Origin of the sequence: Acinetobacter sp. CFCC 11171 (genome assembly GCF_003268405.1) — a bacterium.
GTDB lineage: Bacteria > Pseudomonadota > Gammaproteobacteria > Pseudomonadales > Moraxellaceae > Acinetobacter > Acinetobacter amyesii.
Genome location: NZ_LQXP01000006.1, coordinates 89663 through 105940 on the forward strand (window position 1 = coordinate 89663; position 16278 = coordinate 105940).

Annotated in this window: 11 protein-coding genes and 2 pseudogenes; 3 read left to right on the forward strand and 10 right to left on the reverse strand. The window is 39.7% G+C overall.

Annotated features, from left to right (window positions below; translation table 11 throughout):
• Positions 1 to 71: 71 nt before the first annotated feature.
• The 10 genes and pseudogenes from AVJ20_RS04915 to AVJ20_RS04960 all read right to left on the reverse strand — a co-directional run bounded on the left by AVJ20_RS04915 (position 72) and on the right by AVJ20_RS04960 (position 11752).
• Positions 72 to 1100, reverse strand: a complete 1029-nt coding sequence (locus AVJ20_RS04915; protein WP_111884362.1) for an AraC family transcriptional regulator — start codon at positions 1098 to 1100, stop codon at positions 72 to 74.
• 149 nt (positions 1101 to 1249) lie between these two features.
• Complete coding sequence (locus AVJ20_RS04920) at positions 1250 to 1699, reverse strand: MaoC family dehydratase (RefSeq protein WP_111884363.1); 450 nt, start codon at positions 1697 to 1699, stop codon at positions 1250 to 1252.
• Positions 1677 to 3551, reverse strand: coding sequence for an ABC transporter ATP-binding protein (locus tag AVJ20_RS04925; RefSeq protein ID WP_111884364.1), 1875 nt, complete (start codon positions 3549 to 3551; stop codon positions 1677 to 1679). The genes AVJ20_RS04920 and AVJ20_RS04925 overlap by 23 nt, the downstream gene beginning before the upstream one ends.
• Positions 3552 to 3646: 95 nt before the next feature.
• A complete protein-coding gene (locus AVJ20_RS04930) occupies positions 3647 to 4930 on the reverse strand; it encodes a GGDEF domain-containing protein (RefSeq protein ID WP_228157158.1) in 1284 nt (427 codons plus the stop codon).
• Between the two features lie 314 nt (positions 4931 to 5244).
• Positions 5245 to 6494, reverse strand: a pseudogene (locus tag AVJ20_RS04935) (mechanosensitive ion channel family protein).
• Between the two features lie 246 nt (positions 6495 to 6740).
• Positions 6741 to 7277, reverse strand: a complete 537-nt coding sequence (locus AVJ20_RS04940; RefSeq protein WP_078193805.1) for a DUF2058 domain-containing protein — start codon at positions 7275 to 7277, stop codon at positions 6741 to 6743.
• Between the two features lie 12 nt (positions 7278 to 7289).
• Positions 7290 to 7964 (reverse strand): YoaK family protein, encoded by a 675-nt coding sequence (locus AVJ20_RS04945; RefSeq protein ID WP_111884365.1) that lies wholly within the window; start codon positions 7962 to 7964, stop codon positions 7290 to 7292.
• Between the two features lie 34 nt (positions 7965 to 7998).
• The gene (gene sstT / locus AVJ20_RS04950; RefSeq protein ID WP_111884366.1) at positions 7999 to 9192 is read right to left on the reverse strand and encodes a serine/threonine transporter SstT; all 1194 of its coding nucleotides are present in this window, start codon (positions 9190 to 9192) and stop codon (positions 7999 to 8001) included.
• A 204-nt stretch (positions 9193 to 9396) separates the two neighbouring features.
• Positions 9397 to 11133, reverse strand: coding sequence for a SulP family inorganic anion transporter (locus AVJ20_RS04955; RefSeq protein WP_111884367.1), 1737 nt, complete (start codon positions 11131 to 11133; stop codon positions 9397 to 9399).
• Between the two features lie 301 nt (positions 11134 to 11434).
• A complete protein-coding gene (locus AVJ20_RS04960) occupies positions 11435 to 11752 on the reverse strand; it encodes an ArsR/SmtB family transcription factor (RefSeq protein ID WP_078193801.1) in 318 nt (105 codons plus the stop codon).
• Positions 11753 to 12034: 282 nt separating this feature from the next.
• Here AVJ20_RS04960 and cysK point away from each other — a divergent pair, with 282 nt between their 5' ends.
• From cysK to AVJ20_RS04975, 3 genes and pseudogenes are all read left to right on the forward strand, one after another.
• Complete coding sequence (cysK, locus tag AVJ20_RS04965) at positions 12035 to 13033, forward strand: cysteine synthase A (RefSeq protein ID WP_111884368.1); 999 nt, start codon at positions 12035 to 12037, stop codon at positions 13031 to 13033.
• A gap of 625 nt (positions 13034 to 13658) precedes the next feature.
• Positions 13659 to 13766 (forward strand): annotated as a pseudogene (locus AVJ20_RS18980) (cation transporter); the annotation flags it as partial.
• Between the two features lie 72 nt (positions 13767 to 13838).
• Complete coding sequence (locus tag AVJ20_RS04975) at positions 13839 to 16277, forward strand: heavy metal translocating P-type ATPase (protein ID WP_416240536.1); 2439 nt, start codon at positions 13839 to 13841, stop codon at positions 16275 to 16277.
• Position 16278: the final 1 nt, after the last annotated feature.

The window sequence follows — 16278 nt, forward strand, 5'->3', positions numbered from 1 at the left end:
GATAACTCCTTAAATCCATTAAATTCATTTTTGGCATGAGTTATACATGCTTTTTACTTAAAACAAAAGACTTATAAGTACGGATCTTTACGCCAATTGCTTGGGCTACGACCACTCCAACGCTTAAAAGCACGGCTAAAATTGGCGACATCGCTATAGCCCAATTCATCAGCAATTTGCTCTAAGGTAAAATCAGTCCGTGATAGAAGCGAAGTAGCATGACGGTAGCGAACTTCGTCAACCAATGTTGAAAATGAAGTCCCTTCGGCAGCAAGTTGGCGTTTAAGGGTTCGATCGGACATGTGTAGCCGTTCAGCAACACTTTCAATACTTAAATAGTGCTGTTCGGAGTTGGTTAAAATGTCACGAACGCGCATGGCAATACGGTGACGTTCGCCCAAAGCGGAGAGTTCAGCTTCACATTGATTAATCGCGATTTGACTGGCAATCGGGTCTGCATGGACCAATTTATTGGTTAAATATTGCTTATCAAAACTAAGTAAGAGATGTGGCTGATCAAATCTAAATTGGTGGCGTGGATATTTTGCAATAAACCGCTCAAAACCTTCAGGTTGAGGGAAATCAAAATCAATTTCACCAGCAGAATAATCCACACCGGTAATTGCCTTGCCCATGCTGATCATGCCAAAAATTAAGGCAATTGAAATCTCAGTACGTAAAGGCTCAATTGTAACGTCGGTTTGTAGTTGAACAGTCGCTTTGGATCCAAATGTCGAGAAAAAAAGCTGTAAAAAGGGCATGCGTAACTGAATAAAACGGTTTGCCAAGACTAAGGCATCGGTTATGTCATTCGCCGTCATGATGGCATAGCCAATAAAACCATGAATTGAGATGCGCATTTGGTTGCCCAAATGAAAACCTAAAGTTGGCTCACCAGTTAATCGTAGTGCGTGCTCTACCAATTGATTGGCGATGGGTGTTGGAATACGGAAATCTGGTTCAGCCAATTGTTCGCTGTTTAATCCGAAGGGACTAAATAATGTCTCTGCAGTGTAGCCCCATCGAGAGACCACATCTAATAGGAGCAATCCATATACTCCGGGAATACCCTGATCCTGACGGGAATTAATTGTTTTCATAGCGTTCCGTTGCAATGCGGGTTTTTCTTCTGTTCAAGCTTATATTGGCATGATTCTGTGTTGTATCCCACAAAAATTGTTGGACAAACTGACTAGGCTCAACTATTTATAGCGGCCTACCTTAGCGTTGTAAAGTAGGCCGTTAAGGATTAATTCGGTTTAAAATCTTTGGAAAAGACCACAATTTTGGTCGTAGACATATACAGAACGTCATTGTGCTGATTGAGCGCTTGCGTAACATAGGTCACAATGCCGCGGTCTGTCTTACTTTTCGATGGAGTAATTGCTGATATTTCAACTTCTACACGAATTTTATCCCCCGGACGTGTTGGGCGCGGCCAACGCAGACTTGATTCAGAGCCAATTAAGCCATAAGCCACAGGGAAACATTCAGTCCATAAGCGCATTGTTACAGCAGCAGTATGCCAACCACTTGCCGCTAGCCCTTGAAAGATCGGGTGTTGTTGGGCTTTGACTTCATCTGTATGAAATTCCTGAGGATCATAAGCGTTGGCGAATTGCTTGATTTCTTCAACGGTCATTTCATATTCATGACTGCTAAAGTGATCACCAACTTTAAGGTCTTCCAGATACAGCATTTTCATCTTCCTTTGATTCTACTTTATGTTGTTCTATTAAAAATCCACCGGTTTGACGCTGCCACAAGTGTGCATAAATACCATTCAAAGCGACAAGCTCTTCATGGGTACCTTGCTCAGCAATACGTCCTTGATCCAAGACAATCAATCGATCCATTTGCGCAATTGTTGACAGTCGATGCGCAATGGCAATCACAGTTTTGCCTTGCATCAAATCATCTAAACTCGATTGAATCGCAGCTTCGACTTCTGAATCGAGCGCACTTGTGGCTTCATCTAAAATTAAAATCGGTGCGTCTTTTAAAAATACTCGAGCAATCGCAATACGTTGACGCTGACCGCCAGATAATTTAACACCACGTTCACCAACAAATGCGTCATAGCCACGTTGGCCACGTAAATCGATCAATTGAGGAATGAATTCATCAGCTTTCGCTTTGCGTACTGCATCATACATTTCTTCATCAGTCGCATTCGGACGGCCATATTTAATATTTTCTTCAACCGTGCGATGCAATAACGAGGTGTCTTGGGTCACCAAAGCAATATTTTTTCTCAAGCTATCTTGGGTAATATCTTCTATATTTTGGCCATCAATCGAAATACGACCATGGTTGATATCGTAAAAGTGGAGTAAAAGTTGAATTAATGTCGATTTTCCGGCACCTGAACGCCCGACTATACCGATTTTTTCACCTGGTCGAATGGTTAAATTAAATTGATTGATGACCTTTTTATCATTATAAGCAAAACTGACATCTTCAAATTTAATTTCGCCTTGCTGTACTTTTAAGTCGGTTGCATCAGGTTTATCTTGAATATGAATCGGGCGGCCCATAGTCTTCATACCATCTTGAATTGTCCCGACATTTTCAAAAAGGGCAGATGTTTGCCACATCATAAACTCGGAAATACTACTGAGTTTTAAAATCATGGCGGTCGCTGCTGCAATGACCCCAAGCTCAGCTTGACCATCCATCCAGAGCCAAACGGCTGTTCCAAGTACGCCACCATATAAAACAATGATCAGCAAATTCGTCGCGATGTTGTATTTTGCAGCAAGTCGCATTTGCTTATACACCGTCACCATAAATTCTTTCATTGAGGCTTTAGCGTATTGGCTTTCACGGCCTGCATGGGCAAACAATTTCACCGTTTGAATATTGGTGTAGGCATCGGTGACACGACCAGTCATTACTGCACGTGCATTGGCTTGTTCATTTGAAATTTTGCTTAATTTTGGGATGAAATAGCATGCAGAACCAATAAATAAAGTCAGCCAAAGTAATAAAGGAATAATCAATAGTGGCGATATAGCACCTAAAATCACGGTGATCGAAATTAGGTAAATGAAGACATAGGCCAACATGTCACCAAGAATAATCCAAAACTCACGTACAGCCAGTGAAGTTTGCATAACTTTGGCAGATAAGCGACCAGCAAAGTCGTTGTGGAAGAAATCTAAACTTTGTTTCAGTAATAAGTTATGAAACCTCCAACGCAGGCGCATTGGAAAGGTACTATATAAAATCTGATGTTTAATAATAGTTTGAAGGCAAGAAAAGAAGATATTAGCTAATAAAATAAAGCTCAAAATGGTCAGATTGGTCTGGTGCTGCTGTAAAAAGGTTTCAGGTTGAGACTTACTGATCCAATTAACTAATTCGCCAATTTTGGAATAAAGCAGTGCTTCAAAACTCGCTACACCTGCTGTACAGAGTACCAATAACAATAGGTATTTTTTTACACCCGTCGCAGCTTGCCATACAAAGGGGAAAAATTTTGTCGGCAATGGTTTATTCAAGTCCTGTTCAGGATAAGCGTCAACTAAATTTTCAAACCATTTAAGCATGCAGATAACCTGAGAATTTTGCTGTAATTAATCTTTCTTTCTTCAGCTCTGAGTGTAATGGATTCGCTGGTTTTTCTCCATTTTGATTTGTTTATTTACTTAAAAGCTTGGCTGCAAAAGTTCATAGAATTAAAATGTACAACCCGATTACGACCTTGGCGTTTTGCTTCGTATAGAGCAATATCGGCCTGTTTAATTAACTGATCAAGTTTGGCGTGGTCAGGGTCAATTTTGGAAACACCAATGGAGATCGAAAATTTCACCAATAGACCATCCATATGAAACTGATGTTGTTCCATTTTATGTCTTAACCGTTCAGCAATTTTTAATGCATCTTCTGGGACTGTATAAGGCAAAAGTACAATAAATTCTTCACCCCCGAAACGCGCCAATATATCGTAAAAACGCATTTCTTTCCGTGCAATTTCAGCAATTTGGCATAACACTTGATCGCCGACATCATGTCCGTATTGATCATTAATCGCTTTAAAATGATCGACATCAAAAATCAAAAGACTGGTACAGACCGTCATTGGGGTTTCTTGGATTTTTTTATTTGCAGCATGTACAAATTGGCGACGATTGCTTAACTGGGTTAATTCATCCGTATGGGCAATTTTGCGCAGGGTATGAAAGTTCCAGTCATCTAGCAGCGCTCTTAGAAACGTTTTACGAGAGTTGAGCGTAGAGTTCCAGCAGATATACATACTGAACAGCAGCACAGGAACGTACACCAATAAAAATATTGTAAAATCACCAAAATCATTAATGCGCCATGCGCCAAAAAGGATCGCTGCCGAGATCATGGCAGAGGTGATGATCGAAGGGCGAAAATGCACATGAATACTTAAATTACCCAATACGATCAAAATAATGGCGGCATATTGATAGCTATGAACCAGTTCATTTTTCGACTGAAGTAATATCTCAAACCAGAGGATTGCAGAAAGGCAAGTCGCTAGTGGTAATATTAAATCGAGCAATTTAATCTGTTTGATATATTTAAACAGAACATAGTTCAGGCTAAATGCACCAATAATGGCAATGATACGAATCACACCTGAAAGCATTTCTACGTCTGGCAGCACATAGCGATCTGCCCAAAAATAGATTAAAAAGGCCAACTGAGCGAAATAGTTGACCTGTTTTAAATAGTCTTTCTGGTTATAGTACAAAAACTTGTAATAAGCATTTTTAAACTGTGCCGGAATACGTGCAATCGGGTCGGATAAAGCACGCTCAATACGGACACGATTCTCTAAGTCACATGCTTCTGCCTGTATGAGCGTATGTTTGGCAGAAGTGCGATTCATCGATTCTATGAGTAATTGTGATTCGTTTTTAACTGATTTCCGAGAAGGTTGATTGGGGCCTTCCATGATCAAGTTCCTATTTTAGAAGCGTTTTTATGCAACTGTTAACAAATAGTATCTAAAAATGTCTACATTTGTATCGTATTTGTTCTGATTTTTTTAATTATTTTAGCTGTTTCGGATGAATTATATTTTTAAGGAATTGAGCGATTAGCGCATTTATCTGATTCGCTTTTATTCCTTGTATCGCATGATCTAAAGTAATTGCGGAAGTAGAGGGGGGTAACCGATAGCCCCATGTATATTCAAAAGCCATTGTGACTTTTTTAATTTGCAGAATTTCTTCTTTGAATATACATGGGGAGAGGAAAGTTTAGCTCTTAACTTTTATCGGCATTTGGTTGAACGAGGTCTTTAAAATCGGCACTAGAAGGAGCTTGATAGATTTTAAGACCAAACTCAGGTGTGATTGCAATCAGATGGTCAAAGATATCAGATTGAATCGCTTCATAATCTTTCCATGCAATTGTTTTACTAAAAGCATAAATCTCTAAAGGTATGCCTTCACTCGTGGGTTGTAACTGACGCACCAAAATCGTTTGGTGTTGGGCAATGCCTGAATGCTGTTGTAAGTAGAATTCTACATAGGCACGAAAGGTCCCAAGATTGGTTAAACGGCGCTGATTATATTTCGATTGATTTGAAAGTTGCTGATTAAACTGAGCAAGCTCTTCATGCTTATGATCAAGATATTGATCTAATAATAAAAATTCTTTGAGTTTGTTTTGCTCATCCTGTGTCATGAAATGAATAGAGCTTTGATCAATATAAAGTGAGCGTTTGATACGACGAACACCTGACTGAGCCATACCACGCCAGTTTTTAAAGGTGTCAGTCACCAGTTTATTGGTTGGAATCGTGGTAAAGGTCTTATCAAAGTTCTGCACGGTAATGGTATGTAATGACATATCAATGACATCGCCATCTGCATTAAGCGACGGCATCTCAATCCAGTCACCAATTCGCACCATATCATAAGAAGAAATTTGTACCGAAGCCACCAGTGACAAAATGGTGTTCTGAAAAACCAACATAAGCACGGCCGCCATAGCACCAAAGCCTGCGAGTAATGTAAATACATCTTTTTTCAGGAAAGTACCTAAAATCATCAGCCACACACCAAAAAAATGATCAATTTGACCAACTGCAAATAGCCTTTAATCGGTTTGTTTCTAGATTTTGGATTACGTTGGTAAATCAGATTAAAAATATTCAGTAATTCAGAAATTGCCAAAGCAATGGTCAAGAAGATAAAAGCCTGACAAGCCATCTGTACGATTGAAGTAAATTTCACAGATAAATGTGGGACTGTAGTTATGCCATTTAAGATCACAATTGCTGGAACAATGTTAGCAAAGCGTTTAATCACACTATGTTCTGACAAAATTTGACTATGGCTAAAGGCCATTTTAGATACGAGCTTTCGAATACCGCGTACCACAATTTGCTTGGCGATAAAATTTGCAATGATGGCAAAAATAATAATGAGACTGAGCGATGTCAGCATTTCTAACCAAGGGTATTGATCTGACCAATCTTGAATATTTTTAATGAACTGAAATTTTTCCAAAATTATCCTACTCTTATTGAAGTAAATGAAAGGTTTAATGATCAAACTATTGTAATTATGATGATTATATAAGCAATTTTATACTCGTAAACTTTACGGAGTTACGACATGTATAGTCCATAATGTTACTTATTTTGTGCTAAAAATGATTTTTTGAAGGTATAACCTAATTGATGAAGCAAAATAGATAAATGTTGAGCTAAAAAAAGCTCCCTAATTGGGAGCTTCATTAGTGATATGAAATGCTTACCACATTAAATCATCAGGAATTACATAAGCTGCATATGGATCTTCTTCATCCGTGGTTTGCTCATTCACTTCAGAATTATTTACAATAATAAAGCCTTCCATTTTCGCATTAATACGGTCGGCTAATTCTTTTGGTAAAAAAGCATAGTTGCTATTTTCACGTGCAATAACAAGACTACCCGCAACAAGGGCATTATAAATTTGCTGATTGATATAAAGCTTTTTGATTTTGGCATCATCGATAAATTGATAGGTCGATTCGCCATCGGTATCACGAATTTTATGCTGATTAATCATTTGCATGATGGCAGCTTTTAATTCTTTTTCTTGCAAAACTGCTTTACGATCTTGCTCTAAAGCATGATCTTTGGCCATTTTCTGCTGCTGATCTTGCTCAATTTTCGCCTTGATTTCAGCATCTTTACTTTCACCAGTACGTTTTTCATGTATGGCTTGTTTAGACAATTTTTTTGCCTTTTTATTATCGACCAGACCTGCTTTAAGCAGTTGCGCCTGTAATGCATTTTTAACCATAATACGTTCCAACTAATCGTGTATATGTCGATAATGAAAATAGATGATCCAATATACTGCGCTCATGACTAAACTGAGTGCGGCAGGAATCAGGAATGCGTTTAATTTTAAATAAGGATAAAGCCAACTGGCAAGTATGCCACCAACGATAAATCCCGCCAAAATTAATAAATGTAAGACCACACGTTTAGACTCAACCGGAAGTCCACGGGCTTTATAACCCAAAGCCAAACCTAAGTCCGTCAAAACACCAGAAAGGTGTGTGGTACGAATAATGGTACCTTTATAGTGGCTAACCATTGCATTTTGTACACCCATAGCCACACATGCCCAAAGCAAAGCGTAACGTGGAAAATAGGGCAATAGTAGCCAACACAGGACAATAAAAAAAGCCACCAAGCTTAATGGGACGCCATAACGTCTGGTTAAGCTAAAGTGACTATTTCCAAGAATAAGCCCACTATAAAATGAGCCAAGCACATAACAGAGTAAGACTAAAATCAAATAAATAATCGTATTTGGCTGCCATGCAATGAAGGCCATGGCTAACATACTGACATTACCGGTCATGTGAGATACTGACTGGTGCAAGATGGTCACCAGTCCAAGTACATTAATCATTCCCGCATTCACTGCGAGGAAAAAAGCACCCAGTTGTATCCAAAGCGGTAAAGTCTGTAAAGGCATGGCCTCGCCTTAAAAAGTATCCAATATCAGGATATTATCTTAAACCACGGTCTACTGCAGCTGTAAATAATACGTCAGTCGAAGAGTTTAAAGCGGTTTCAGTTGAATCTTGGAGTACGCTAATAACCATACCAATGGCTACAACTTGCATCGCGATATCGCTTGAAATACCAAACAGGCCACAAGCCACTGGAATAAGTAATAATGAACCACCAGCCACACCTGAAGCACCACATGCAGAAACGGTAGCAACGACTGATAAAATCAACATAGTGGTGAAATCAACCGAAATACCTAAAGTATTCACTGTTGCTAAGGTAAGTACAGTAATTGTCACTGATGCGCCTGCCATGTTAATCGCAGCGCCAAGCGGAATCGCAACACTTGCAGTAGATTCAGGGACACCAAGACGCTTCGCAAGGTCAAGGTTTACAGGAATGTTTGCAGCAGAACTACGCGTAAAGAATGCAGTGATACCACTTTCACGTAAACATTGGAAAACCAATGGGAACGGATTTGAGCGGGTCATAAATGCCACCATTAGTGGATTGATGACCAAGGCAACAAAGAACATGGTACCAATTAAGACCGCAAGTAAGTGTGCATAGCTGATCAGTGTTTTCAAACCTGAGTCGGCAAATGTAACAGCAACCAAACCAAAGATACCGACAGGTGCAAAGTTAATCACTAAACGGATTACTTTATTCACCGCATCAGCAGCATCGGATAAGAAAACTTTGGTGGTATCTGATGCATGGCGAAATGCAATACCCAAGGCAACAGCCCAAGCCAAGATCCCAATGAAATTTGCTTCAGAAATGGCTGTAACAGGGTTTGCGACAAAACTTAATAATAAGTTTTTAAAGATTTCAGCAAGACTGCCTGGCGGAACAAGATTTTCCGCAGCAACATCCAAAATTAATGTACTTGGGAATACGATACTGACAATCACGGCACTAAGCGCTGCCAAGAACATACCCAAAGCGTACATCAATATAATTGGTTTAATGTATGCATTACTGCTACCCACTTTGAAATTTGCAATGGATGACAGCACAAGTACAAAGACCAGTATCGGTGCTACGGATTTCAATGCCTTAATGAATAAATCACCAAGCAAACTTAAATAGGGTGCAACGCCTGGAACAACAACAGCAACCAATACACCTAAAATAATGGCGATAATAATTCGGGTTACTAAACTCAAGCGTGTAAATGCTGAAAACATAGGAGAGCCTTGTCAGAATTACAATGACAAAATGATGAAAATTAGCCCTGTATTTTATACGAAAATGTCGAATGCTTAAAAAATAATTTAATTTAAAAATAAACCTTTGTTTTTTATAATCTATTTTTGTGTATTAAAATGTGAACCCTTCAAAACTCACTGTTTATCAAATTCGCATTGATTAAACAGTGAGCTAATAGGCCTTTAAATTTGGTACTCAGAACTGGCTGTCGCAAGCTCTGTAACGGCTTGATAGTGGGTGAGAAAAATTTTACCACTCAAATGCGTGAGTAGTTTTGAGTGCTGCAATTTGTCCATGACAGGGCCTTTGACCTCGGAAAAATGCAGTCGAATATCTAATTTTGATAATTCAGCATTTAAATCTTCCAACATTTCTAAGGCACTGAGGTCAATTGAACTGACGCTTGAGCAGTTGATAACAACATGTTCTAGGTCAATATTTTCACTGACTTCATTGATCAGGAAACCTTTAAGCGTATTGGCATTTAAAAACGAGATATTTTCATCTATACGGAGCGAGAGAATATGTGGTGCGGTATAGACATGATGGCGCTGTACATTGCGGAAGTGCTGTGTGCCCTCGACTAAACCGATCACCGCAATATGTGGACGACTGATGCGCCATAACAACAGAATAAAGGTAGAAATGATGCCAATAATGAGACCTGTAGAAATATCGATACACACCACACCGAAAAAGGTCACCCACATCGCTATACCATCAGCTTTTGAATAACGCCATGTATCCACAAAAGGTTTAAAGTCGACTAATTTCCAAATAGAAACAATAATCGTGGCCGCCAAGATCACTAAAGGTAAGTCTTGGAAAAAACCAGTGAAGTAGAGACTGACAACGATAATCAGCAATGACGACAACACGCCAGCCATCGGTGTTTTTGCACCTGCATCTGCATTAACCACTGTACGCGATAAGCTACCTGTCACAGGAAAGGCAGAGCTAACACCTGCGCTTAGATTGGCTAAACCTAAAGCGATCAACTCTTGGTTACTATTGAGTTGGCTGCGTTGTTGTAAGGCAGTGGCTTGGGCGATAGACAGTGACTCAACAAAACTGATCATGGCAATCATTGTTGCACCGGGCAGTAAGGTTTGTACCAATTCCCAGTTCCAATGTGGAAAGCTTAAGGGTGGAAATCCTGAAGGAATTTCACCGACGGTTTTAATGCCGACATTTTGCAGGTCAAATAACATCACCGATGCAATTGAGATCACCACGAGTATCAATGGAAGTGCTTTACTTAGAAAGGCAGTAGAGCCGAATCTAGATTGGATCGATTGAGTGGCCAATATTTTCGGCACATAGATTAAAAACAGTATGGCCAGCACACCAAAGATGAGTGAAGCAAAGTGAGTCAAACTCAGGTATTCCCACAGACTTAAAACAAACTCAGGGATGTTGTTGGCTTTTAGCGGGACATCGACGAGAAACTTAAACTGACCTAGTGCAATGAGCAGAGCCGAAGCAATAATGAAGCTTTTAATGACAGGATGACTGATCAGCTGAATTAAAAAACCAAAACGTAGTACACCTAGCATCAGAGAAATCAGGCCGACCATTAAGGCCAAAAGTGTAGCGGCTTCAATATAAACAGGCGAACCAACTTCAAATAGCGGATTGAGCGTGGCGAAAGTCATCATCGAAATGATTGCCACAGGGCCAATCGATAAGGTTGAGCTTCCACCAATGAGTGCGTAGACAATCATCGGTAAAATACTGGCATATAAACCCATGATTGGGGGTAAACCTGCCAGCATGGAATACGCCATACCTTGAGGGACTAACATGGCAATCACGATCAGCGAAGCAAGTACATCAGATTTAAATTTCACAGTGCTGTAGTGCTGTAACCACTGCCAAGCAGGAAATTTCTGTAAGAAATGAGGTTTTAAATCTGACATAAAATTATCTAAATCACAATTTCATATATATTATGCATAAAAAATGCTAAGAAGTCTTGTGCAATAAATTTTGACCGTACAATATTGCAGTACATTTGTGGGATATATAAGAAACCATCATTCTAAATGAATTAATGAAAAGTATGAGCTGATTTAAAGCTTTGGATATTCGAAATAGATATAGATATTTTGAAGAAGTATTGCGGTAAATTAAGGTATTGAATTGCTGTCCATTGCGATAATTCATCTGTAGTAGTGCAAGAACAGCATGTCTGGCTTGAAATTTTAAAATAACTGAGTGTTATTTATAAGATTGGTTGCAATACAATTGGTAAAGAGTATTGAGAACTTGAACTAAATTTGCATCTTTAATTGAATAATAAATTTGCTTACCATCACGACGCGTGGTCACAACATCACTTTTACGTAACATCATTAATTGTTGTGAGAGGGTTGGCTGTTTAATATCAGTGATTTCTTCAATCTGAGACACATTCAATTCTTGCTGTGCTAGATGACATAAAATTAGTAGACGATCCGTATTTGCCAGCGACTTTAAAACGCCCACGACTAATTCGGCAGAATCACGCATAGTAGTGATTTCCAGATCGGTATTCATTGGATATGTCCATACGATTAACAACAGCTCAAGTATACGGATATCACAGCTTAATACATTGAATAAATAAGACAATTTCTATGGTTTTTTATGAAATCAAATATCATTAATTTTTATAAGTTTAAATTTAGTTAATCAGTTAAATTTATTGCTTGATTTTAGTGCAAGCTTTCACAAAATGCACATAAATATAAGACATTAGCTTAAAAAATCATGCACACTTTGAAAATAATTGTATCATCTAAAGATCGTATTCAATAAATACACAAGGGATAAATAGTCATGACAACAGATTCAGCTTTTCCAGCAACGAGTAATTTAGGTATCGCAGTATATAGTAATAACGCTGAAGCGATTGGTAATACACCTTTAGTTCGTATTAATCGTGCGATTCAGTCAGAAGCAACGGTCTTGGCTAAAGTTGAAAGCCGTAACCCAGCATTTTCAGTGAAATGTCGTGTAGGTGCAGCTCTCATTGCAGATGCAGAAGAAAAAGGTTTATTAAAACCGGGTATGCATATTGTAGAACCTACAAGTGGCAATACAGGCATTGCTTTGGCATTTGTTGCAGCAGCGAAAGGTTATGCAATTACATTAACCATGCCAGCAAGTATGAGTATCGAACGCCGTAAGGTGTTGAAATCTTTTGGTGCAAATCTCGTATTGACTGAACCTGCTAAAGGCATGAAAGGTGCAGTCGAAGAAGCACAGCGCCTCGTTGCCGAACATCCTGAAACGTATTATTTACCACAACAGTTTGAAAACCCTGCAAACCCTAAAATTCATGAATTGACCACTGGCCCAGAAATTTGGGAAGCAACTGGTGGTAAAGTGGATATTTTAGTATCGGGCGTAGGTACAGGTGGTACGATTTCTGGCATTTCAAGTTATTTTGAAAAAGTGAAAAATCAGCCGCTTTATTCTGTTGCGGTAGAACCTGCTGAATCTCCGATTATTGCCCAAGCGAAAAAAGGCGAAACACTTACTCCTGGGCCACACAAAATTCAAGGGATTGGCGCTAACTTTATTCCGGGTAACTTAGATCTAGACCTTGTTGATGAAGTGATCGGTATTGAAAGTGCTGAAGCAATTGAGTGGGCGCGTAAAACGGCAACTCATGACGGTATTTTAGTGGGTATCTCTAGCGGTGCTGCTATGGCTGCGGCGGCAAAACTTGCTGCACGTCCTGAGAATGCAGGCAAAACCATTGTGGTCATTTTACCGGATGGTGGTGAACGTTACCTTTCTTCAGTTTTATTTGAAGATATTAGTGCTGACTAATAATTCTGACATGAAAAAAAGCCCATTCAATTGAATGGGCTTTTTTATTGATGATTTTGCTATTTGTACGTGTCTTAAGCCGCGTCTTGATCATCGTTTTTGGGATTTTGTTGTTTAATTTTTCGTTTAGGCGGTTCATGTCCTAACTTTCTAGCGATGTATTTAAACAGGAAGCCTAAGAGTATGCATATCGTGACAGCAGGGATAACCACTTGAGTGAGCCAAACATCAATATGATCTAGACTCCAACTTAAAATTAAAAATAAAAAAGCACACAAATATGCGCAGTTAAAGCAAATGTTCGACAGTTTGTACATGCGAAAGAGAGTAATTCGTTTGGTGGTCACGAATCTCTATCTTACTGAATAATGAGGAAATGTGTAGTTTTAATATCAGAAAAACAAAATAATTGAATAATCATTATTCAATATTATTGATTATGTTTTTAAATCTTCGCAATTCTTTATACCTTAAAGAAAAGCCTTGCTGTGAGTCAGAAAAACTTGACCTTCCAATTGTGGTAAAGTTTAAGCTATAGCCTAAAACAAGCACATATAATTGGGGTGTTGCCATGACAGATTCGACAGAACGCAAACTTTTTGATGGCACACTTGCTATTGAAGGGATGACCTGTGCTTCTTGTGTGGCACGGGTGGAAAAAGCCTTAAAAAAAGTCGATGGCATCACTGATGCTCAAGTGAATTTAGCCACTGAAACAGCACATGTTCAGAGTGATAAAAATGTGGATTATCCTGCTGTAATTCAGGCCGTTGAAAAGGCAGGTTTTGGCGTTGCACAAAAGCAGATTGAACTTGAAATTGAAGGGATGACTTGCGCATCGTGTGTTGCACGTGTTGAAAAAGCATTAAAGACAGTTCCAGAAGTCATAGATGCACAAGTGAATTTGGCAACTGAAAAAGCCACGATTACGGTATTGGCATCTGTTGAAAATTCTGCATTGGCGAAGTCCGTAGAAAAAGCAGGTTTTCATATTGCACAGCCCAATATTGAATTAAATATTGACGGTATGACCTGTGCTTCATGTGTAGCACGAGTCGAAAAAGCCTTAAATGCTGTTGATGGTGTCAATAAAGCAACTGTAAATTTAGCCAGTGAAAAAGCTTTTGTTCAGGCGCCAGTTTCAAAAACACAGGAATTGATCGCGGCAGTTAAAAAAGCGGGATACAGTGCGACCGTTGCTACACAACTACAACCGACAATGGCAGAAAAAAAAGCCGATGAAGCTCGGTTACTCAAACGTGATTTAATCATCGCATTGGTACTCGCTGTTCCTGTTTTTATCTTGGAGATGGGATCACACATGATTCCAGCGTTTCATCATTTTATTGCGCATAATTTAGGGACACAAAATAGTTGGTATATTCAGTTTATATTAACCACTTTGGTGTTAATCCTACCCGGAAGACGCTTTTATCAGCACGGCATACCAGCACTTGCGCGACTTGCCCCGGATATGAATTCTTTGGTCGCAGTCGGGACTTTATCTGCTTATAGTTTTTCTTGTGTTGCAACATTTGCTCCGCAATTATTACCGCAAGGTACGGTTCATGTGTACTTTGAAGCAGCCGCAGTAATTGTGGCGTTGATTCTTTTGGGTCGTTTTATGGAGGCGAAAGCCAAAGGTAAAACATCGCAAGCTATTCAATACTTAGTCGGCATGCAACCCAAAACAGCACGTGTAGAGCAATCTGGTACCTTTATAGATTTGCCGATTAGTGATGTTAAAACAGGTATGTTGATTGAAATTCGGCCTGGTGAACGTTGCCCAGTCGATGGTGCTGTAGTGTCTGGGAACAGTTATATTGATGAATCCATGATCAGTGGCGAGCCAATTCCTGTCGAGAAAAAAGCCGGTGATGAAGTTGTCGGTGGTACGATTAACCAAAATGGGGCATTGAAAATACAAGCCACTGCGGTAGGTCAAGATTCTGTTTTGGCACAAATTATCCATATGGTCGAACAAGCTCAGGGTTCAAAATTACCGATTCAAGCTTTGGTGGATAAAGTCACGTTATGGTTTGTACCGGTGGTGATGGCGTTGGCCTTGATCACCTTTTTAGTTTGGTATGTTGTAGGACCTGAACCGAGTTTAACCTATGCCTTAGTCAATGCTGTCGCAGTTCTGATCATCGCATGTCCATGTGCAATGGGTTTGGCAACGCCAACATCTATTATGGTCGGTACAGGGCGAGGTGCAGAACTTGGAGTATTGTTCCGTAAAGGTGAAGCCTTACAACAACTCAAAAATACTCAAGTGGTTGCAGTCGATAAAACAGGGACATTGACGGAAGGTAAACCGAAACTGACAGATTTTGAAGTCACTGAAGCTTTTGATAAAGATCGCGTATTTCAGTTATTGGTCTCTGTAGAGCAGAAATCTGAGCATCCGATTGCATATGCCATTGTTCAAGCTGCAAAAGAGATGCAAGTGCAACTTTTAGAGGTTGAGCATTTTGATTCCGTGACTGGTGCTGGGATTCAGGCCGTTGTTGAAGGACAAAGCATTTTTATCGGTGCAGATCATTTGATGCATAAACTTGGTTTAGATACACAAATCTTTTCATCACTGGCGGAACGCATGGGCAATGAAGGGAAAACCCCGCTCTATGTATCGATCGATCAACAGCTTGCTGCCATTGTTGCTGTTGCCGACCCGATCAAAGCCACAACCTTCGCAGCCATTCAAGCTTTGCATGATTTAGGGCTGAAAGTGGCCATGATTACAGGCGACAACCGACATACCGCTTCTGCCATAGCACGACAGTTGAAAATTGATCATGTGATCGCTGAAGTGATGCCAGATCAAAAAGTGCAATCTGTACAACAATTGCAAAAAGAACATGGTGTCGTATGTTTTGTCGGCGATGGTATTAATGATGCGCCTGCACTTGCACAAGCAGATGTGGGCATGGCAATTGGTACAGGGACAGATGTGGCGATAGAGGCCGCGGACGTTGTGCTTATGTCGGGTAATTTACAAATGGTACCGACGGCGATCGCACTGAGTACTGCGACGATGAATAATATTCGCCAAAACCTATTTTGGGCATTTATTTACAATGCAGCATTGATTCCTGTCGCTGCAGGTGTGTTATATCCATTCTTTGGCATATTGCTTTCACCTATGTTCGCCGCAGGTGCAATGGCACTTTCATCGGTGTTTGTTGTGTCAAATGCCTTACGTTTAAAAGCATTTAAAGGGCCAGTTTTTCAGGAGTCTTGAG